General features: G+C 65.3%; 18 protein-coding genes. 3 read left to right on the forward strand and 15 right to left on the reverse strand.

The features are described from left to right. Positions 1 to 26 precede the first annotated feature (26 nt). Positions 27 to 1,601: a methyl-accepting chemotaxis protein gene (locus ISF28_RS31195; RefSeq protein ID WP_198117933.1), complete on the reverse strand. Its 1,575-nt coding sequence runs from the start codon at positions 1,599 to 1,601 to the stop codon at positions 27 to 29. A gap of 246 nt (positions 1,602 to 1,847) precedes the next feature. On the opposite strand from ISF28_RS31195, the gene ISF28_RS14665 reads away from it, so the two are divergent. Continuing rightward, on the forward strand, positions 1,848 to 3,227 hold the full coding sequence (locus tag ISF28_RS14665) for an aspartate aminotransferase family protein (RefSeq protein ID WP_198117934.1): 1,380 nt from the start codon (positions 1,848 to 1,850) through the stop codon (positions 3,225 to 3,227). Positions 3,228 to 3,324: 97 nt separating this feature from the next. After that, positions 3,325 to 3,825 (forward strand): Lrp/AsnC family transcriptional regulator, encoded by a 501-nt coding sequence (locus tag ISF28_RS14670; RefSeq protein ID WP_198117935.1) that lies wholly within the window; start codon positions 3,325 to 3,327, stop codon positions 3,823 to 3,825. A 29-nt stretch (positions 3,826 to 3,854) separates the two neighbouring features. On the opposite strand, the gene ISF28_RS14675 is transcribed toward ISF28_RS14670, so the two are convergent. The 5 genes from ISF28_RS14675 to ISF28_RS14695 all read right to left on the reverse strand — a co-directional run bounded on the left by ISF28_RS14675 (position 3,855) and on the right by ISF28_RS14695 (position 11,494). Next, positions 3,855 to 4,751: a cell envelope integrity TolA family protein gene (locus ISF28_RS14675; RefSeq protein WP_198117936.1), complete on the reverse strand. Its 897-nt coding sequence runs from the start codon at positions 4,749 to 4,751 to the stop codon at positions 3,855 to 3,857. Between the two features lie 228 nt (positions 4,752 to 4,979). Further along, the gene (locus tag ISF28_RS14680) at positions 4,980 to 8,096 is read right to left on the reverse strand and encodes an efflux RND transporter permease subunit (protein ID WP_198117937.1); all 3,117 of its coding nucleotides are present in this window, start codon (positions 8,094 to 8,096) and stop codon (positions 4,980 to 4,982) included. A gap of 5 nt (positions 8,097 to 8,101) precedes the next feature. Beyond that, positions 8,102 to 9,256, reverse strand: a complete 1,155-nt coding sequence (locus ISF28_RS14685; RefSeq protein ID WP_198117938.1) for an efflux RND transporter periplasmic adaptor subunit — start codon at positions 9,254 to 9,256, stop codon at positions 8,102 to 8,104. A 145-nt stretch (positions 9,257 to 9,401) separates the two neighbouring features. Further along, positions 9,402 to 10,769 (reverse strand): ATP-binding protein, encoded by a 1,368-nt coding sequence (locus ISF28_RS14690; protein WP_198117939.1) that lies wholly within the window; start codon positions 10,767 to 10,769, stop codon positions 9,402 to 9,404. Beyond that, positions 10,766 to 11,494, reverse strand: coding sequence for a response regulator (locus ISF28_RS14695; RefSeq protein WP_198117940.1), 729 nt, complete (start codon positions 11,492 to 11,494; stop codon positions 10,766 to 10,768). The genes ISF28_RS14690 and ISF28_RS14695 overlap by 4 nt, the downstream gene beginning before the upstream one ends. Positions 11,495 to 11,721: 227 nt before the next feature. On the opposite strand from ISF28_RS14695, the gene ISF28_RS14700 reads away from it, so the two are divergent. After that, a complete protein-coding gene (locus tag ISF28_RS14700; RefSeq protein WP_198117941.1) occupies positions 11,722 to 12,195 on the forward strand; it encodes a Spy/CpxP family protein refolding chaperone in 474 nt (157 codons plus the stop codon). Positions 12,196 to 12,269: 74 nt separating this feature from the next. Here the strand turns inward: ISF28_RS14700 and dsbD are convergent, their stop codons facing one another. The 9 genes from dsbD to secY form a co-directional block, all read right to left on the reverse strand. Continuing rightward, on the reverse strand, positions 12,270 to 14,147 hold the full coding sequence (gene dsbD, locus ISF28_RS14705) for a protein-disulfide reductase DsbD (RefSeq protein WP_370663435.1): 1,878 nt from the start codon (positions 14,145 to 14,147) through the stop codon (positions 12,270 to 12,272). A gap of 107 nt (positions 14,148 to 14,254) precedes the next feature. After that, entirely contained in the window at positions 14,255 to 14,650 is a 396-nt protein-coding gene (gene rplQ / locus ISF28_RS14710; RefSeq protein WP_198117942.1) for a 50S ribosomal protein L17, read from the reverse strand. 120 nt (positions 14,651 to 14,770) lie between these two features. Continuing rightward, the gene (locus ISF28_RS14715) at positions 14,771 to 15,748 is read right to left on the reverse strand and encodes a DNA-directed RNA polymerase subunit alpha (RefSeq protein WP_036240374.1); all 978 of its coding nucleotides are present in this window, start codon (positions 15,746 to 15,748) and stop codon (positions 14,771 to 14,773) included. Between the two features lie 168 nt (positions 15,749 to 15,916). Next, the gene (rpsD, locus tag ISF28_RS14720) at positions 15,917 to 16,540 is read right to left on the reverse strand and encodes a 30S ribosomal protein S4 (RefSeq protein WP_198117943.1); all 624 of its coding nucleotides are present in this window, start codon (positions 16,538 to 16,540) and stop codon (positions 15,917 to 15,919) included. A gap of 246 nt (positions 16,541 to 16,786) precedes the next feature. Beyond that, on the reverse strand, positions 16,787 to 17,191 hold the full coding sequence (rpsK, locus tag ISF28_RS14725) for a 30S ribosomal protein S11 (RefSeq protein ID WP_036172227.1): 405 nt from the start codon (positions 17,189 to 17,191) through the stop codon (positions 16,787 to 16,789). A gap of 14 nt (positions 17,192 to 17,205) precedes the next feature. Beyond that, positions 17,206 to 17,571 carry a 30S ribosomal protein S13 gene (gene rpsM, locus ISF28_RS14730; protein ID WP_198117944.1) on the reverse strand — a complete coding sequence of 122 codons (366 nt, stop codon included), beginning with the start codon at positions 17,569 to 17,571 and terminating at the stop codon, positions 17,206 to 17,208. 16 nt (positions 17,572 to 17,587) lie between these two features. Next, positions 17,588 to 17,701 carry a 50S ribosomal protein L36 gene (gene rpmJ / locus ISF28_RS14735; RefSeq protein ID WP_005663407.1) on the reverse strand — a complete coding sequence of 38 codons (114 nt, stop codon included), beginning with the start codon at positions 17,699 to 17,701 and terminating at the stop codon, positions 17,588 to 17,590. Between the two features lie 37 nt (positions 17,702 to 17,738). Continuing rightward, on the reverse strand, positions 17,739 to 17,957 hold the full coding sequence (gene infA / locus ISF28_RS14740) for a translation initiation factor IF-1 (protein WP_005663428.1): 219 nt from the start codon (positions 17,955 to 17,957) through the stop codon (positions 17,739 to 17,741). 32 nt (positions 17,958 to 17,989) lie between these two features. Further along, positions 17,990 to 19,324: a preprotein translocase subunit SecY gene (gene secY / locus ISF28_RS14745; RefSeq protein WP_198117945.1), complete on the reverse strand. Its 1,335-nt coding sequence runs from the start codon at positions 19,322 to 19,324 to the stop codon at positions 17,990 to 17,992. Positions 19,325 to 19,329: the final 5 nt, after the last annotated feature.

The raw sequence follows: 19,329 nt of genomic DNA on the forward strand, positions 1-19,329 counted from the left end.
GGCATGGTCTTCTCTCGGCGATGGTGTCAGGTCAAGCGTGGATTGCCGGCCGGCGGTTGGCGTTCGAGCTGGAACACGGTCACCAGTTCGCTCAGCCTGCCGGCCTGGTCGCGCAAGGCGGCCGCGGCGCCGGCGGCATCGTCCACCAGCGTCGCGTTGCGCTGCGTGGCCCGGTCGATATGGCCGATCGCTTCGCTGATCCGGTCGATGCCCGCGCTCTGCCGCTCGCTGGCGGCGGCGATGTCGCCCACGATGTGCGTGACCCGGCCGACGCTGTCCACGATGTCCTGCATCGTCTGGCCCGCCTGGCGCACCAGCGCCGCGCCAGCGCCGATCTGGCCGACCGAGGCGTCGATCAGGGCCTTGATTTCCCTGGCCGCGCCGGCGGCGCGCTGGGCCAGGGCGCGCACCTCGCCGGCAACCACGGCGAAGCCGCGCCCCTGTTCGCCGGCGCGCGCCGCCTCCACGGCCGCATTCAACGCGAGGATGTTGGTCTGGCAGGCGATGCCGTCGATCACGCCGATGATGTCGACGATCCTGCGCGCCGACGCGTCGATCGCTTCCATCTTGTCCACCGCGCCGGCGACGACCGCGCCGCCCCGTTGCGCGGTCTCGGCGGCGCACGCCACCAGCCGGTCGGCGTCGCGCGCGCTGTCGGCATTCTGCTTCACGGCGCGGGCCACCTGGTCCATCGAGGCCGCGGTCCGGCTCAGGGCGCTCGCCTGCTGCTCGATCTGGCCGCGCAGATCCGCGCTGCCGCCGGCGACCTGCGTCGACGCGGCGCCGATCGTCAGGGTCGCGGCGTCGATCTGGCCGATGGTCCGGGTCAGGTTGCGCTGCATGGCATCCATGGCGGCCAGCAGGCTGCGTTGGTCGCCCGGGCGCAGGGCGACTGCGCCGCTCAAGTCCCCTGCCGCGATGCGGCGGACGATGGCGGCCGCGTAGGCCGGCTCGCCGCCCAGGTCGCGATAGACGTGGCGGATCAGGTAGCGGCCGAACAGCGCGGCGGCAAGCGTGCCCAGCACGATGGCCGCCGTCGCGCCATTGCGCAATACCGTGTAGCGCGCGGCCGCCTGCTCGTATTCGCGCCGTGCCGCGTCCACCTGCAGCCGGCGCAAGCCGTGGATGTCCTCCACGACCCGGGCCGCCAGCGCCTGCATGTGCTCCTGCGCGGCCTTGGCCGCTTCCACGTCGCCGCCGCGCAGCGCGGCGATGGCCGGCCGCAGGCCCTCGTCCTGCATGCGCGTCCAGGCGGCGCCGAAGCGGTCGGCCAGCCGCCGCTCCTCCGCCTGGCGCACGGCGGGCAGGCTGGCGCGCCAGGCCTGGTTGATCTCGGCCACGCCGCGCTCGATGCGCGCCGACTCGGCCTTGATGTCGACCATCGGATCGTTGATGGCCTGCGACAGCGACAGGCGGTTTTGCAGCAGCAGCGCGTCGATGCGCGAGATCCGTTCCAGCATCAGCGCACGGTTTTCGTACACGGCCTTCAGGCCCTCGTTGGCCAGCTGCATGCCGTGCAGGCCGAGCACGCCGATGCCGGCCGCGAGGATCGACAGGAATACGATCACGATGCTGAGGCGGGTCTTGATGGTGATGGTCACGGCACTTTTCCTGGTGGGTTACGGGCTGCGGCGAGCAGGCAGTATCGCACCGGGTACGCAGCAGGAAATTCCGAATCGTTCCCAAATACGCAATTTCCGGCGATGTTTGCACGGCGCCGGCGGCAGCTATCGCTGCGCTCCCCTGGCTACCATGTCGCTGTCTTTCCTCTCCCGGCGCACCGCACGGAAGTCCGCCGCACCGCGGCTTCCCGGCGCACTTGTTCAATCACTGATACGGAACCCGCCATGCCAACCAATTCCCTCGTCGCGCTGGACCGCGACCACCTGATCCACCCGCTCGTCAACTACCAGGCCCATGAGCAAAGAGGCGTCACGATCCTGGAGTCGGGCCACGGCGCCTACCTGCGCGACGCGCAGGGCACGGAACTGCTGGACGCGTTTTCCGGCCTGTGGTGCGTCAACGTCGGCTATGGCCAGGAGAGCGTGGTCCGGGCCGCCGCCGAGCAGATGCGCAAGCTGCCGTATGCGACCGGGTATTTCCATTTCGGCTCCGAACCCGCCATCCGTCTCGCCGCGCGCCTGGTGGAACTGGCACCGGCCTCGCTGCGCCATGTCTATTTCACCTTGGGCGGGTCGGACGCGGACGATTCCGCCATCCGCTTCATCACGCACTACCACAACTCGACCGGCCGCCCCGCCAAGAAGCATTTCATCTCGCTCGAGCGCGGTTATCACGGCTCGTCCACGATGGGTGCCGGCCTGACCGCGCTGGCGACGTTCCACCACAATTTCGACGTGCCCCTGCCCCAGCAGCACAAGATTCCCTCGCCTTATCCTTACCGCAATCCGGCCGGTTCCGATCCGGAGACCATCATCCGCACGTCGGTCGAGGCGCTGCGTGTCAAGGTGCACGAGCTGGGGCAGGACAATGTGGCGGCGTTCTTCTGCGAGCCGATCCAGGGCTCCGGCGGCGTGCTCGTGCCGCCCGAGGGCTGGCTCAAGGCCATGCGCGACGCCTGCCGCGAACTGGACGTCCTGTTCGTCGTCGATGAAGTCATCACCGGCTTCGGCCGCACCGGTCCGATGTTCGCGTGCGAGGCGGAAGGCGTGGAACCCGACCTGATGGTCGTCGCCAAGGGTCTCACGGCAGGCTACGCGCCGATGGGCGCCGTGCTGATGTCCGACGCGGTGTACCGCGGCATCGCCGACCACATGCCGGGCGGGGTGCCGGTGGGCCATGGCCACACCTATTCCGCGCACCCGGTCAGCGCGGCCGTCGGCCTCGAAGTGCTGCGCCTGTACACGGAAGGCGGATTGCTGGCCAACGGCCAGGCCCAGGCGCCGCGCTTCGAGCAGGGTTTGCGCGACCTGCTGCAGCACCCGCTCGTGGGCGACGCCCGCAGCCGCGGCCTGCTCGGTGCGCTCGAACTGGTCGCCGACAAGGCGGACAAGACCCGCTTCGACCCCGCGCTCAAGCTGCACGAACGCATCACGGCGGCGGCCTACCGCAACCGCCTGGTGTTCCGCGCCTTCGGCGACAACGTGCTCGGCTTCGCGCCGGCCCTGTGCTATACGGCGGCCGAGTTCGACCTGATGTTCGAGCGCCTGGCCAGGACGCTCGACGAGGTGCTCGACCAGGCCGAGGTGCGGCGGGCGCTCAGGTGAATTTGATGTGGCGTCAGGGAAAAATCGTCATATTCTGAACGGAAATTCGCTGATAGTATGATGACCAGTATCAACGGTTAGACAGGAATGGCAGGCCATGATGATCCCTGATACCCTCAAACTGGACCGGATCGACATCCGCATCCTCAGCCACCTGCAGCGTAACGGCCGGGTCACGAACGTCGACCTGGCCGATGCCGTGGGCCTGTCTCCCAGTCCCTGCCTGATCCGCGTCAAGCGCCTGGAGAAGGCGGGCTACATCAACGGCTACGGCGCCCATCTCCAGCTCGAGAAACTGGGCGACACGCAGGTGGTGTTCACCCAGGTGACCCTGTCGGACCACCGCCGCGAGGACTTCGCCAAGTTCGAGGCGGCCATCCGCAGCATCGACGAGATCGTCGAATGCCACCTCGTCAGCGGGGGCTTCGACTACCTGCTCAAGTTCGTCACCCGCAGCGTGGCCCACTACCACAGCATCGCCGAGGACGTGCTCCGGCAGAGCATCAACATCGAGAAATACTTCAGTTACATCGTGATCCAGTCGCCCTTCGTCAAGCACCATTATCCGATCGAGAGGCTGTTCTCGTCCCACGAATAACATCTGCGCACCGGCGTGCCGCGGCCGATTTACCGCGGAGGCTTGTACTCCGGGAACATTTCCTTGTACAGGAAATTCATCAGTTCCTGCGTATCCTGCGGCCGCGCCGACAGCGTGACCACGCGGTTCAGGCGATGCGATTCCCACTCGAAGTCGCCGGTCTTTTCCTTGCGGATCAGCTCGATCATCTTCTTGACGATGGCCGTCTCGATGTCCGGCTCGTTGCCGCGCTCGACGTTGACGGCCGTCAGCCAGCGGCGCTTGAAGTTCGGGTTCCAGCCGCGGAACTTCAGGTCGGCGGAGTTGAACGTCTTGTTGGTGACGCTGAACACGCCGCCCGTTTCGTTCGGATCCTGGCCGCCGCGGCCGTTGATGGCGGCGATGTTGGCCAGCGCGTTGCGCGTGCCGCGGGCCGCTTCGCTTTCCTCGGCCTGGTCCGTCTGGGCCGGGGCGCCGCGGCGCTTGCGCTGGGCCTCGATATAGGCCTGCATGTCGACTTCCTGCGGCGGCGCCTTCGTCTCTTCCTTGGTCGGCTTCGGCTTTTCCTCGGCGACTTTGACTTCCGGCACAGTGATCGTGTTCGGCAGGCGCGGCATCGTGATGCGCGGCAGCGTCAGTTTCGGCGCGGCCGCCTTGGACGTCTGCTTCGGCGCCTGCTCGGCCGGCTTGGCGGCGGGTTTGTTCTGTTTCAGGGGCGGCAGCCAGACGACGGCTTCGCCGGCCTTGGGCTGCGCGTGCTTTTCGGCCTTGGGCTGGAGCAGCCACACGGCCACGAGCAGCAGGTGCAGCCCGATCGTGATGGCGATGCCGGTGCGATTCGGGCCCTGATCTCTTCCGTAGGTGACCACTTTCCGTCCGGGCAGCGGCTGGCCGCAATGTGCGCAGACATCGCTGTCTTCCAGCGGGATATGGGAATGGTCACGCAAGATAATGAGCGCCTCCGGTCGGAGGACAGTAAAAAGATATTGACGAGGCGCAGTCTAACCGGTTTGGTTTCACCGCGCACGCGCTGTTAAGCATCTGTAATGAGCTTACAAGCTGCATGTATTTAAGGTTGTTACAGTGTGTATCAACCTTGCGACAAGGAATCGGTCGATGTGAAATGGAATTGACCCGCATTTCACATCGCCCGGCCGACGTTCACGCCACCTTGGTCACGCCACCTTGGTCAGCACGGCCTTCGGCCCCTGCTCCATCTCGACGACCTGCGCGTCGGTCATCGGCCCGCTGCCGCTGTATTTGTCGAGATACAGGTAGATCACGGGCGTGATGTACAGCGTGATCACTTGCGAGAAGATCAAGCCGCCGCACACGGCCAGGCCCAGCGGCTGGCGCAGCTCGGCGCCGGCGCCCAGGCCGAGGGCGATCGGCAGCGCGCCCATCAGCGCGGCCAGGGTCGTCATCACGATCGGGCGGAAGCGCAGGATGCACGCCGCGCGAATCGCCTGCTCCGGGCTCATTGCCTGGTTGCGCTGGGCGTCGAGGGCGAAGTCGATCATCATGATCGCGTTCTTCTTGACGATGCCGATCAACATCAGGATGCCGATGATCGCGATCATCGTCAGGTCCAGGTTGAACAGGCGCAAGGTCAGCAGCGCCCCCACGGCAGCGGACGGCAGGCCGGCCAGGATCGTGATCGGGTGAATGAAACTCTCGTACAACACCCCCAGCAGCACGTAGATCACGCCGACGGCCGCGACGATGAGGATCAGCTGGCTCGACTGCGAATCCTTGAACACGGCCGCGTCGCCGCCGTACTTGGTGATGATGGACGCCGGCAGCTTCATGTCGCGGCCCATCTGCTCGATGGCGGCGGTGGCGTCGCCGAGCGGCGCATTGGGCGCCAGGTTGAACGACAGCGTGATCGCCTGCAGCTGGCCCTGGTGGTTGACGGCGATGGGGCCGACCGTGCGCCTGACGGTCGCCACGCTGGACAGTTGCACGAGCTGGCCCGTCTTGCTGCGCACCGACAGGCGCGCCAGCGCGTCCTCGAACTGGCGGTCTTCGTTCGCCGTTTCCAGGATCACGTAATAGCTGGCCGCGCTCGAGTAGATCGTCGACACCTGGCGCTCGCCGAACGCCGCGTACAGCGCCGTGCGGATATCGCCCAGTTGCACGCCCAGCAGATTCGCCTTGTCGCGGTCGATGTCGAGCTTGGCCTGCAGGCCCTTGTCCTGGGTGTCGCTGGTGACGTCGCGGAACATCGGATTGTTGCGCATGCGCTCCAGGTATTCGTTGGCCCACTGGCTGATGTCCGCGCCGGACACGCTCTGCAAGGTGTACTGGTAGCGGCTCTTGCTCGGGCGGCCGCCCAGTTGCAGGTTTTGCACCGGCGCCATGTACACATTGACGCCGGGGATCTTGCTCGTCGCCTTGCGCAGGCGGTCGACCACCTGCGGCATCTTGACGCGCTCGCCGCGCGGCTTGAGCACGATGAACATGCGGCCGTTGTTGCCGCCGCCCGAGAACGACGTGACGTCCTGCACGGCCGGGTCGGCCTGGATCACGTCCGCCACCTTCGTCTGCAGCTTGACCATCGCGGACGACGAGATGTCCTCGGCGGCCTCCGTTGTCACGCGCAGCTGGCCGATGTCTTCCTCGGGGAAGAAACCTTTCGGGATGGTCGTGTACAGCACAACGGTCAGCGCGAACGTGCCGAACGCGACCATCAGCACGACGAAGCGGTGTTTCAGCGCCACGTCGAGCGTCTTCTCGTAGGCATCGCGCACGATCGTGAAGCCCCGTTCGAAGTGGCGGCCGATGAAGCTCTTCTCTTCCGCGTGGTCGTGGCCATGCGCCGGGAGCAGGCGCGACGCGAGCATCGGCACGAGCGTCAGCGACACGGCGGCCGACACGAGGATCGCCAGGCCGACGATGACCGCGAATTCGTGGAACAGCAGGCCGATCACGCCCGGCATGAAGAAGATCGGAATGAACACGGCGACGAGCGAAACGGAGATCGAGAGAATGGTAAATCCCATCTCGCGCGAGCCGTCGAGCGCGGCGCGCAGCGGCCGCTTGCCCATCTCGATGTGGCGCACGATGTTTTCCAGCACGACGATCGCGTCGTCGACGACGAGGCCGACGGCGAGCGTGATACCCAGCAGAGAAATATTGTCGATGCTGTAGCCGAGCCAGAACAGCAGGCTGAGGGCGCCCAGCAGCGAAATCGGCATCGTGATCGCGGGGATGAACGTGGCCGACGCGCGGTGCAGGAACAGGAAGATCACCAGCACGACGAGGCCCACCGTCAGCGCCAGCGTGACGTTGACGTCGTGGATCGCCTCGCGGATCGAGCGGGAGCGGTCGTTGACGAGGTTGATCTTGATGGACGCGGGCAGCTGCGACTGGAAGCGCGGCAGCAGCCGGCGCACGCCGTCGACCACCTCGACCGTATTCGCGTCCGGCTGGCGCTGCACGAGCAGCACGATGGCGCGCTCGCCGTTGTAGGCGCCGAAGGCCCGGGTCGATTGATAGCTGTCCTCGACGTCGGCCACGTCCTTCAGGCGCACCGGCTGGCCGTCGCGGATGGCCACGATCAGGTTGGCGAAGTCGGCCGCCTTCATCATCTGCGGCGGGCCCTGGATGGTGAGTATCTGCTGCGGGCCGTCGAGGATGCCCAGCGCCGAGTTCGAGTTGGCCGAGCGCAGCGCCGTGGCCAGCTCGTCCATCGTGAGGTTGCGCGCGTTCATGAGGTCGGTCTTCGCGCGCACGCGCACGGCGAACCGCTTGCCGCCATGGACCAGCACCTGGGCCACGCCCGGCAACGTGGAAATCGCGGGGGACACGAGGTTTTCCGCGTAGTCGTTCAGGTCCGACAGGTTCATCGACGGCGACGTCATCGTCATGAACAGCACGGGCGCGTCGGCCGGGTTGACCTTGCGGTACGACGGCATCGTCGTCATTTCCTGCGGCAGCTGGCGCTGCGCGGCGAGCAGCGCGGCCTGGACGTCGACGGCGGCCGCGTTGACGTCGATCGACGGGTCGAATTCCAAGGTGAGCGACGTGTTGCCCTGCGTGCTCGTCGACGTGATCAGGCTGATGCCGGCGATGGTCGAGAACTGTTTTTCGAGCGGCAGCGCGACGGACGACGCCATCGTTTCGGGACTCGCGCCGTCCAGGTTGGCGTTGACGTTGATGACGGGCGTGTTATAGCTGGGCAGCGCCGCCACGGGAATGTGCGAATACGCCAGGATGCCGACCAGGATCAGGCTGATCGACAGCAGCACCACCATCACGGGCCGGCGGATGCACAGTTCGGACAGGTTCATCGTGTTCAGCCCTTGCCGGCGACGGCCTTGGATCCGCCTTTGCTCATGTCCGACGCCAGGCGCACCTTGGCGCCCGGGCGCACGTTCTGCTTGCCGTCGGTGATGATCTGCTCGCTGCCGGCGAGGCCGCTGACGGCGGCGACCAGGCCGGCGCCGTACACGCGCTGCACGGGCACGAGGCGCGCGGACCGGTCTTTCTCGAGCACGTACACGAACGTGCCCTGGGCATTGGTGATGATGGCGTTCTGCGGAATCACGACGGCATCCTTGAGCGTCTGCACGACGACCTTCGTGTTCACGTACTGGCCCGGCCACAAGGTCGTGGCGCGGTTGTCGAACTCGGCCTTCACCTTGATCGTGCCGGCCTGCGGGTCGACCGTGTTGTCGACGAAGCTCAGCAGGCCCGTCACGGGCGGCAGGTCGGCGCCCGGCAGCGCCTGGACCTCGACCTTGCCGCGCTTCTGGGCCGCCAGCAGCGCCGGCAGGCTGGATTCCGGCAAGGTGAACGCGACGGTGATCGGGTCCAGCTGGGTGATCGTCGTGAGCGACGTGGCCGGCTGCACGAGGCTGCCCGGATACACGTTGATGCCGCCCACGCGGCCGGACATCGGCGCGCGGATCGCCGTGTAGCTCGTCGCGACGCTGCTCGCGCGCGCGGCCGCGGCGTCGGCCTGCAAGGCGGCGCGGGCCTGGTCGACCTGGGCGCGCAGCGTGTCGACGGCGCTCTGGGCGATGAATTTCTGGGCGAACAGGTCCTGGCTGCGCTTGAACTGGCGCTCGAGGTCGGCCAGCGACGCACGGTCGCGCGCGACCTGGGCCTGGGCCTTGTCGAGGTTGGCGCGGTCCGCGCGGTCGTCCAGCGAGAACATCAGTTCGCCCTGTTTGACGAACTGGCCTTCCTTGATGTGGACTTGCCGGATGGTCGCCGTCGTCTGCGGGTGCAGGTCGACGGCGCGGATCGGCGTGACGGTGCCGTTGGCCTGCTGGACGATGGCCACGTCCTGGCGTTGCGGCGCGACGACGTTGACGACGGCCGGCGGCTGCGCCTTGCCCTTGCCGCCCGCGTGCGGATCCGCCCGGTGATCGAGGACCCACGTACCGGCACCGACGGCGACGGCGACGGCGACGCCGGCGATGATCCCGATATTTTTGCTTTTCATTCCACTCCCTGTGCCGCGCGCGCGGCCGATCTCTTTATTGATTTATGCGATGAGGACGACGCCCGCCGCAAGGACCACGTCGTCGCCGGCGATTGTCCCATACGGTTGTATCAGCAATGTTTCCGCCGATGCGACGGCGCGCGGACTACTTGCCCGGGTAGTATTCCGGCAACATCAGCGTCGCTTCGAGCCCGCCCTCGGGATGGTTGGCGAGGCGGATGCTGCCGCCGTGCTGCTCGGCGATGTTGCGGGCGATGGTCAGGCCCAGCCCGGTCCCGCCCGATTCGCGCGAGCGCGACGACTCGACCCGGTAGAACGGATCGAACACGCGCGCCAGCTCGACGCCGGGGATGCCGGGACCGGTGTCGCGGATCCGGATGCGCGCCGCGCCGTTGATGCGGTCGACGTGGACCTTGGCCGCGTGGCCGTACTTGACGGCGTTGTCGATCAGGTTCACGAGGCAGCGGCGCAGGTCGCTCGGCCGGCCCAGCAGCGCCATGCCGGCGTGGCCGGACAAGGTCACGCGCTGGCGGCTCTCGGCCGCGTCGGCGACGACGGAATCCAGCAGCGAGTCGAGGTCCAGCATCTGCATGGCTTCGTTCGTGTCCATGCTGCGCGCGAGGTCGAGGCCTTCGCGCACCATCGCCTGCATCGCCGACAGGTCGCCGATCAGGCGCTCCTGCAGTTCCGGCTCGTCGACCTTTTCCAGGCGCAGGCGCATGCGCGTGAGCGGCGTCTGCAGGTCGTGCGTGATGGCGGCCAGCATCTGCGTGCGCTGGAAGATGTACTGGCGGATGCGCGCCTGCATCGCGTTGAACGCGGCGCTGGCCTGGCGGATCTCGTCGGCGCCCGTGAGGTCGAGCGGCGGGTGATTGATGTCGTTGCCGAGATCCTTGGCGGCCTGCGCCAGCTGCTTCAGCGGCCGCGTCGTCATGCGCGCCACGAGGTAGGCGAGGAAGGCGACGCTGACGAGGAAGATCGCGATCGTCCACGTGTAGTCGGTGCGCTGGGGCGACAGGGCCGAGCGCGGCGGCAGCACCGACAGCACGAGCTCGTCGCCGTCGCGCAGGCGCACGCTCAGGCTCTCGCACGTGCCGCGCCACTTCATGCGCAGCAGGCCGAACACGACGGGCTGGTCGCGCGCCGTCGCGCACGCGGCCGGGCGCGCGGCCAGCGAGCGCATGACATACCCCTTGCCCATGCGCGCGGCCAGGGCCTGGGTGAATTCGGAATTGGCGGATGCCAGCGCGGCCGGCACGGTGTCGACGTCGACCAGCTGCATGCCGGGACGGTTGGCGACGTCGAGGTAGGCCTTGCGCGCGGACTCGGGGACGATCTCGGTGGCCATGATCAGCTGCTCGGCGCGATCGAGCATGTGCAGGTCGCGGAACTCGTCGATGACGCGCTGGCGCTCGGCGTCGGCCAGGATCTGGGTCAGCGCGGCCGTCAGCAGGATACCCAGCAGCAGGGTGGCGAACACGCGGCCCGTCATCGAGCCGAGGAACGCTCTCACGCGCTCGGCTCCACCGTGACTTGGCCGGCCAGGACGTAACCGCCGTTGCGGACGGTCTTGATAATCTGGGGCATGCGCGCGTCCTCGCCCAGTTTCTGGCGCAGGCGGCTGATCTGGATGTCGATCGAGCGGTCGAACGGATCGGCGTCGCGGCCCTGCGTGAGGTTCAGCAGCTGGTCGCGGTTCAGCACGCGGTTCGGGTGTTCCAGGAACACGCGCAGCAGGCGGAATTCCGCGCCCGACAGCATGATGACCACGCCCTGCGGATTGACGAGGTGGCGCGCGGTGAGGTCGAGCGTCCAGCCCGAGAATTTCATCTGCTGCACGTTCTCGGCCTGCGAATTCGGCGGCATCGCATGGCTGCGCCGCAGCACGCTGCGGATGCGCGCCAGCAGTTCGCGCGGCTCGAACGGTTTCGGCAGGTAGTCGTCGGCGCCCATCTCGAGGCCGAGGATGCGGTCCAGCGGCTCGCTGCGGGCCGTCAGCATGATGACGGGCATGGTCGAATGCGCGCGCAGCTTGCGGCACAGCGTGAGGCCGTCGTCGCCCGGCAGGTTCAGGTCGAGCACGATCAGGTCGGGACGCGACTCGTCCAGGATTTTCCACATGGCGGGGCCGTCGGCCGCGGCGAGCGCGCGGTAGCCGTTCGCTTCCAGGTAGTCCGCCAGCAGCGAGCGGATATCGCGGTCGTCGTCGACGATCAGGATGGTAGATGACGTGTCCATAACGTCATTATCGCGACTTGGCGCGCCCCTGAACAGTCACTTTGTATCGGCTTGTATATGGATCTTCAGGGGAAACAAATTGATACAAAGAACGAGGCAGCGGAAACGCTGCGCTTACATCTGCGGCCCATGATGGACAACGTGCGAAGACGACGCGATGCACGCAGATCGGAGCACGATGACAACGTGTGGCCGTTTGCCACGTTTAACCCTGACTAGGATACGAGATGAAAACCTATCGCAAACACCTCCTTGCCGCCCTGTCCGCGCTGACGCTGGGCGCCGCCGCGCTCGGTGCCCAGGCACAAACGACGGCGCCAGCCGCGCCGGCCGCACACCACGGCATGCGGCACCAGAAACCGACGCCGGAACAGCGCGCGCAATTCCGCGCCCAGCGCATCGCCAAGCTGCACGACGCGCTCAAGATCACGCCGGCCCAGGAAAACGCCTGGAACGCGTTCGTCGCGTCGATGCAGCCGCGCACGCACGAACCGCACGACCGCGCCGCCTGGGCCAACCTGACGGCGCCGGAACGCATGGCGAAGATGGTCGAGCACCAAAAGCAGCGCACGGCCGCCCTCGAGCAGCGCCAGGCCGCGCTCGACACGTTTTATTCCGTGCTGAATGCGGACCAGAAGAAGACGTTCGACGACAAAGCTGCACGTCTGCAGGGACGCTTCGGTCACGGCCACCGCAGTTAACGTAGGGTGGGCACCCCCGTGCCCACCATGATGTCGACGTAACGCATGTATTTGGTGGGCACGGAGTGCCCACCCTACATGAGCTTGCCTAACGACCCGAGGAATTTCTGGGCGTCCTGGTAGCCGATCACGCGACTGTCCGGAATCTCCTTCCCCTGCCGGTCGAACATGATGATGCCGGGCGGCCCGAACAGGCCGAAGCGCTTGAGCATCGCCCGGTCATCCGCATCGTTGGCCGTCACGTCGACCTGCAACAGCACCGTGTTCGCCAGCCGCGCCTTGACGGCCGGATCGACGAACGTCAGCTTTTCCATCTCCTTGCACGACACGCACCAGTCGGCATAAAAATCCAGCATCGCCGTGCGGCCGCCGGTGGCGGCCAGCGCCGCGTCGAGCTGGTCCACGGTCTTGATGCGCGTGAACGCGAGCGGCCGCGCCGGCGCGCCGCCCGTGAAGCGGGCCAGCGGCGCGAGCGGATCGCGCGCGCCGGCGGCCGCGCCGACCAGCTGGATCGCGCCGAGCACGACGCACGCGGCGCCGACGGCTGGGCCGGCCCAATGACCGCCGCGCAGTCCACGCAGCAGATAACAACCATAGCCGAGCAGCAGCGCGGCCCACAACAGCATCTGCGCGAGGCCAGGCAGAACTGGCGCGGCCATCCACAGCGCCATCGCCAGCATCAGCACGCCGAAGAAGCGTTTCACGGACTCCATCCACATGCCGGCGCGCGGCAGCAGCGAGCCGGCGGAGACGCCCACGAGCAGCAGCGGAATGCTCATGCCGATCGCCATCGCGAACAGGGCGGCGCCGCCGACGACGACGTCGCGCGTGTGGCTGATGTACACGAGCGCCCCGGCCAGCGGCGCGGCCACGCACGGGCCGACGATCAATGCGGAGATGGCGCCCATCACGAACACGCCGGCCAGCTTGCCGGACGCCTGGCGCCCGGAGGCGCGGGCCAGGCGGGTCTGCAGCGCGGCCGGCACCTGCAGCTGGAACACGCCGAACATCGACAACGACATCAGGGCGATCAACAGCGCGAAGGTGGAGAGGATCCACGGATTCTGCAGCGCCGCCGCCAGGCCCTCGCCGACGAGGCCGGCGGTCACGCCCAGCGCCGTGTAGACGATCGCCATCCCGAGCGAATACGCAAGCGACAGCACGAAGCCGCGTGTGCGGTGCACCTGCTTGCCCTCGCCGACGATGATCGACGACAGGATCGGCACCATCGGCAGCACGCACGGCGTGAACGCGAGGCCGAGGCCCAGCAGGATGAAGGCGGGAATGATGGCCAGCAGCCGCCCGCCCTGCAGCAGCGAAGCGATGCCGGACAGGTCGGACGGGGGCGCGGCCGGCTTGGCGGCGACGGGCGCGGGTGCGGGTGCGGCTAGTGCGGCCGGCGCAGGCGTGTCGGCTTGCGGCGCCGGCTGGGCGGCCTGGCCGGGGAAGGCGAAGCCGCCCTGGCCGGCCGGCTGCGACTGGCCCGGCGCCACGCTCATCTGCGGCGCACCGCCGCCCGCGGGCACGAGCCGGATCGATGCGTCCTGCGGCGGATAGCACAGGCCCTTGTCCGCGCAGCCCTGGCCGGTGGCGTTCAGGGTGAACGGTCCGGTCGCCTCGACCGGGATGCGGATCTCGACGCCGTCATGGTAGGTCTCGACGTTCTTCTGGAACGTGTCGTCGAAATGGATCTTGCCGGGCGGGATGACGGGCGCGCCCAGCTTGGCACCATTGGCGCTGAAGTGGAAGCGCTCGCGATACATGTAGTAGCCGGCGGCGATCGCATAGTTCACGACGATCGTGTGCTCGTCCGCCATATGCGCGGAGAACTTGAACGCCTGATCGGGCGGCAGGAAGCCTTCGTCCGCATGGGCGACGGGATTGAGGCCGAGGCAGGCCAGCAGCAGCGCGGCCAGCAGGCGCAGCATCGACGGGAGGGAGAGTCGGGACATGATCGGAATATTGGTTCAACGCATCAGCATGGTACACCGGGTCCGCGCAGGCTGCAGGCGAAAAAAAACCAGGCCGAAGCCTGGTTTTTCATGATACCGGAGTCCGATTACTCTGCGGTCGGAGCATCGTCGGCCGAGGTGACTTCCGGACGATCGACCAGCTCGACGAAGGCCATCGGTGCGTTGTCGCCAACGCGGAAGCCCATCTTCAGGATGCGGAGGTAGCCGCCCTGACGCGCGTTGTAGCGCGGGCCGATTTCGGCGAACAGCTTCTGCACGATTTCGCGGTCGCGCAGACGCGAGAAAGCCAGACGCTTGTTGGCCAGCGTGTCGCTCTTGCCCAGGGTGATGATCGGCTCGACGACTTTGCGCAGTTCCTTGGCTTTCGGCAGGGTGGTCTTGATCGCTTCGTGACGCAGCAGCGAAACGGTCATGTTGCGCAGCATGGCGAGGCGGTGGGACGAGGTACGGTTCAGCTTGCGAAGGCCGTGACGGTGACGCATGGTATTTCCTTTCGATGTTTTAAATCCAGTTCTTCGATCGTTCACGCACGCGCGTGAACGCGGACCGGTTCAAGGTTGAAAACTGCCCGAGCAACATTGCCTGGGCAGGTACAGCAACTATTACTTCTCGAGGCCGGCCGGCGGCCAGTTCTCGAGCTTCATGCCCAGGGTCAGGCCGCGCGAAGCGAGGACTTCCTTGATCTCGTTCAGCGACTTGCGGCCCAGGTTCGGCGTCTTGAGCAGTTCGTTTTCCGAACGCTGGATCAGGTCGCCGATGTAGTAGATGTTCTCGGCCTTCAGGCAGTTTGCCGAACGGACGGTCAGCTCCAGGTCGTCCACCGGACGCAGCAGGATCGGATCGACCAGCGGTGCGCGCGACGGCGCTTCCGCGGCGGCTTCCGTGCCTTCCAGGGCGGCGAACACGTTCAGCTGGTCGACGAGGACGCGGGCCGACTGGCGGATCGCTTCTTCCGGCGTGATGACGCCGTTGGTCTCGATGTTGATGATCAGCTTGTCGAGGTCGGTACGCTGTTCGACACGAGCCGATTCCACGGCGTACGACACGCGGCGGACCGGCGAGAACGACGCGTCCAGGATGATGCGGCCGATGGTCTTGTTGGTGTCTTCCGACAGGCGGCGCACGTTGCCCGGCACATAGCCGCGGCCTTTTTCGACCTTGATCTGCATGTCCAGCTTGCCGCCGGCGGTCAGATGGGCGATCACGTGTTCCGGGTTGATCAGTTCCACGTCATGCGGCAGGTCGATGTCCGATGCCAGGACCGGGCCTTCGCCTTCCTTCTTCAGGGTCAGCGTCACGGAGTCGCGGTTGTGCACCTTGAAGACGACGCCTTTCAGGTTCAGCAGCAGGTCGACGACGTCTTCCTGCACACCGTCCAGCGACGAGTACTCGTGCACGACGCCGGCGATCGTCACTTCGGTCGGCGCATAGCCGATCATCGACGACAGCAGGACGCGGCGCAGCGCGTTACCCAGCGTGTGGCCATAACCACGTTCGAACGGTTCCATCACGACTTTCGCGTGGCCGGCGCCGAGCGTCTCGACATCGATAATACGTGGCTTCAACAAACTATTTTGCATGAAATGTCCTTTTCAATACCCTCGGCTCGTTACACCGATAAGGCTGATGGCATCAGTAGTGGAAACGCCTGCTTCTGTGAGCAGGCGGTCAAGCGAATTCGGTGCTGGACGGAGGAATGCGCACTCCGTCGGCGAACAAATGGAGCGGCGCGCCGCTCCATTTATCGATTAACGCGAGTACAGTTCGACGATCAGTGCTTCGTTGACGTCGGCAGCGATCTCGTTACGCTCCGGGTACGCGCGGAAGGTTGCTTCCATCTTCTTGGCGTCGACCGACACCCAGCTCGGGAAGCCAACCTGCTCGGCCAGCGACAGGGCTTCGACGATACGGGTCTGCTTCTTGGCCTTTTCGCGCACGGCGATGACGTCGCCGGTCTTGACTTGGTACGAAGCGATGTTCACGACGTTGCCGTTCACGGTCAGGGCCTTGTGGCTGACCAGCTGGCGTGCTTCGGAACGGGTCGAGCCGAAGCCCATGCGGTAGACGACGTTGTCCAGGCGCGATTCCAGCAGCTTCAGCAGGGTCTCGCCGGTGTTGCCCTTGCGGCGCGACGCTTCGGCGAAGTAGCGGCGGAACTGACGCTCCAGCACGCCGTACATGCGCTTGACCTTCTGCTTTTCACGCAGCTGGTTGCCGTAGTCCGACGTACGCTGGCCCGACTTGACGCCGTGCTGGCCCGGCTTGACGTCCAGTTTGCACTTCGAATCGAGCGAGCGGCGTGCGCTCTTGAGGAACAGGTCGGTGCCTTCACGGCGCGACAGTTTTGCTTTGGGTCCGATATAACGTGCCACGTTAAACTTCCTTTATTTTGATGATCACGCCCCGGATGCGATTCGATAAACGTTCGCAACAGGCGCTAGTCCGATTCTGCGATGAGACCGGACGTGGCTTACAAAAACACCCGGGGCCGTGACGGCCCAAGGCGACAATAGCCGGGCAGTATAACCCATTTCGGGGTTAACTGCACCGGCGATTCTTGACACCACGGCGTGGCGTACCGATACCGCGACAGGCGGAAAAGACCGCCCGAACCGGTATTAGATACGACGACGCTTCGGCGGACGGCAGCCGTTGTGCGGAACCGGCGTCACGTCCTGGATCTCGGTGATCTTGATACCCAGGTTGTTCAGCGCGCGCACAGCCGACTCACGGCCCGGGCCCGGGCCCTTGATACGCACTTCCAGGTTCTTCACGCCGTATTCCTGAGCAACCTTGCCAGCTGCTTCGGCTGCGACCTGCGCCGCGAACGGGGTCGATTTACGCGAACCCTTGAAGCCTGCGCCGCCGGACGTCGCCCACGACAGGGCATTGCCCTGACGATCGGTGATCGTGATGATGGTGTTGTTGAACGATGCGTGGACGTGTGCGATGCCTTCGGCGACGTTCTTTTTGACTTTCTTGCGGATGCGTGCTGCAGCCGCCGAGCTTTGTTGCTTAGCCATGGTCAGTTCCTAGGTTATTTCTTGAGCGATTGAGCTGCCTTGCGCGGGCCCTTGCGGGTACGTGCATTCGTACGGGTGCGCTGGCCGCGGACCGGCAGGCCCTTGCGGTGACGCATACCGCGGTAGCAACCCAGATCCATCAGACGCTTGATGCTCATGGACAGCTCACGGCGCAGGTCGCCCTCGACGACGAACTTGCCGACTGCATCACGCAGCTTTTCCAGTTCGTTGTCGTCCAGGTCCTTGACCTTCTTGTCGGTCGCGACGCCGGTCGATTCGCAGATCTGCTTCGAGCGGGTACGGCCGATGCCATAGATTGCCGTCAGGCCGATGACGGTGTGCTGATGATTGGGGACGTTGACCCCTGCAATACGTGCCATTCGTTATTCCTCGAAATTAACCTTGACGCTGCTTGTGACGCGGCTCGACGCAGATCACACGGACCACGCCCTTGCGCTTGATGATCTTGCAGTTGCGGCAGATCCGCTTGACTGAAGCGTTAACTTTCATTTTGCACTCTCTTCCAGATTCGATAACTTGATTAGTTTTACTTGGTGCGGAACACGATGCGGGCCCGGGACAAGTCGTAAGGGGTCAGTTCCACCGTTACCTTGTCACCCGGAAGAATGCGGATGTAATTCATCCGCATTTTACCCGAGATATGTCCAAGCACCACGTGCCCGTTTTCCAGCTTCACGCGAAAGGTCGCGTTCGGGAGATTCTCCAGAATCTCCCCTTGCATTTGGATGACGTCGTCTTTTGCCATTCGGTCTATTCACTCCTGGGGACGCCAGCCGCTCAACGCGACGGGATGCCGCCCTTGAAATTAGCCTTACGCAGCAGCGATTCATATTGCTGCGACATGACGTAGTTCTGCACCTGCGCCATGAAATCCATCGTGACGACCACGATGATCAGGAGCGAGGTTCCGCCGAAGTAGAAAGGTACTTTCCACTGGCTCTGGAAGAACTCCGGCACCAGGCACACCAGCGTGATATAGACCGCACCGGCCAGGGTCAGGCGCATCAGGATCTTGTCGATGTAGCGCGCGGTCTGCTCGCCCGGACGGATGCCCGGTACAAACGCGCCGCTCTTCTTCAAGTTGTCCGCCGTTTCCTTGCTGTTGAATACCAGCGCCGTATAGAAGAAGCAGAAGAACACGATGGCCACCGCATACAGCAACGCGTGGATCGGTTCGCCCGGCGTCAACGAGGCAGCGAAGTCTTTCAGGAACCCGATGAACGGGTTCGTGACGTCCTTGCCTTTCGTGAACCAGTCGATGATCGTGGCCGGGAACAGGATGATCGACGAAGCGAAGATCGGCGGGATCACGCCCGACATGTTCAGCTTCAGCGGCAGGTGGCTGGTCTGGCCACCGTAGATCTTGTTACCGACCTGGCGCTTCGCGTAATTCACCAGGATCTTGCGCTGGCCGCGTTCGACGAACACGACAGCGTAAGTCACCAGGCCAACCAGAATCACGATGATGATCGCGGAGAAGCTGCCGATCGAACCGTTCGACACCAGGGTAAACAGATTCCCCAGTGCGTTCGGCAGACCCGCTGCGATACCGGCAAAAATGATGATCGAGATACCGTTGCCAAGACCACGTTCGGTGATCTGCTCGCCCAGCCACATGAGGAACATGGTGCCGGTCAGCAGGGTCACGACGGTCACTAAGCGAAAGCCCATGCCAGGATCGAGCACGAGGCCTTGCTGCGCCTCGAGCGCGACGGCGATGCCGAACGCCTGGAACAACGCCAGCACGACCGTGAAGTAACGGGTGTACTGGGTGATCTTGCGGCGTCCTGCCTCGCCCTCTTTCTTCAGTGCCTCCATCTGCGGCGAGACGATCGACACCAGCTGCATGATGATCGAAGCCGAAATGTACGGCGTGATGCCAAGTGCGAACACGGCAAAACGGGACAAGGCGCCGCCCGAGAACATGTTGAACATGCCCAGGATGCCGCCCTCGTTCTGCTTGAACAGCTGGGCCATGGCGATCGGGTCGATCCCGGGGACCGGGATGTGAGCTCCGATACGGTACACGACCAATGCGCCAAGCAAGAACCACAACCGGCCCCAGGGGAAACCGGAAGCAGCGCTTTTACCAAGTTGTGAATTAGTCGCCAATTTTT

It is taken from the genome of Massilia rhizosphaerae (assembly GCF_016093545.1).
In the GTDB taxonomy this organism is placed as follows: domain Bacteria; phylum Pseudomonadota; class Gammaproteobacteria; order Burkholderiales; family Burkholderiaceae_D; genus Telluria; species Telluria rhizosphaerae.

Bases quoted from the DNA above. Each gene is read 5' to 3' on its own strand.
- dsbD (WP_370663435.1), bottom strand. From the start codon at position 14,147: ATGTCCCGACTCTCCCTCCCGTCGATGCTGCGCCTGCTGGCCGCGCTG.
- ISF28_RS14695 (WP_198117940.1), bottom strand. From the start codon at position 11,494: ATGGACACGTCATCTACCATCCTGATCGTCGACGACGACCGCGATATC.
- infA (WP_005663428.1), bottom strand. From the start codon at position 17,957: ATGGCAAAAGACGACGTCATCCAAATGCAAGGGGAGATTCTGGAGAAT.
- ISF28_RS14685 (WP_198117938.1), bottom strand. From the start codon at position 9,256: ATGAAAAGCAAAAATATCGGGATCATCGCCGGCGTCGCCGTCGCCGTC.
- ISF28_RS14680 (WP_198117937.1), bottom strand. From the start codon at position 8,096: ATGAACCTGTCCGAACTGTGCATCCGCCGGCCCGTGATGGTGGTGCTG.
- rpsM (WP_198117944.1), bottom strand. From the start codon at position 17,571: ATGGCACGTATTGCAGGGGTCAACGTCCCCAATCATCAGCACACCGTC.
- ISF28_RS14670 (WP_198117935.1), top strand. From the start codon at position 3,325: ATGATGATCCCTGATACCCTCAAACTGGACCGGATCGACATCCGCATC.
- rpsK (WP_036172227.1), bottom strand. From the start codon at position 17,191: ATGGCTAAGCAACAAAGCTCGGCGGCTGCAGCACGCATCCGCAAGAAA.
- ISF28_RS14700 (WP_198117941.1), top strand. From the start codon at position 11,722: ATGAAAACCTATCGCAAACACCTCCTTGCCGCCCTGTCCGCGCTGACG.
- rpmJ (WP_005663407.1), bottom strand. From the start codon at position 17,701: ATGAAAGTTAACGCTTCAGTCAAGCGGATCTGCCGCAACTGCAAGATC.
- ISF28_RS14715 (WP_036240374.1), bottom strand. From the start codon at position 15,748: ATGCAAAATAGTTTGTTGAAGCCACGTATTATCGATGTCGAGACGCTC.
- ISF28_RS14665 (WP_198117934.1), top strand. From the start codon at position 1,848: ATGCCAACCAATTCCCTCGTCGCGCTGGACCGCGACCACCTGATCCAC.
- rplQ (WP_198117942.1), bottom strand. From the start codon at position 14,650: ATGCGTCACCGTCACGGCCTTCGCAAGCTGAACCGTACCTCGTCCCAC.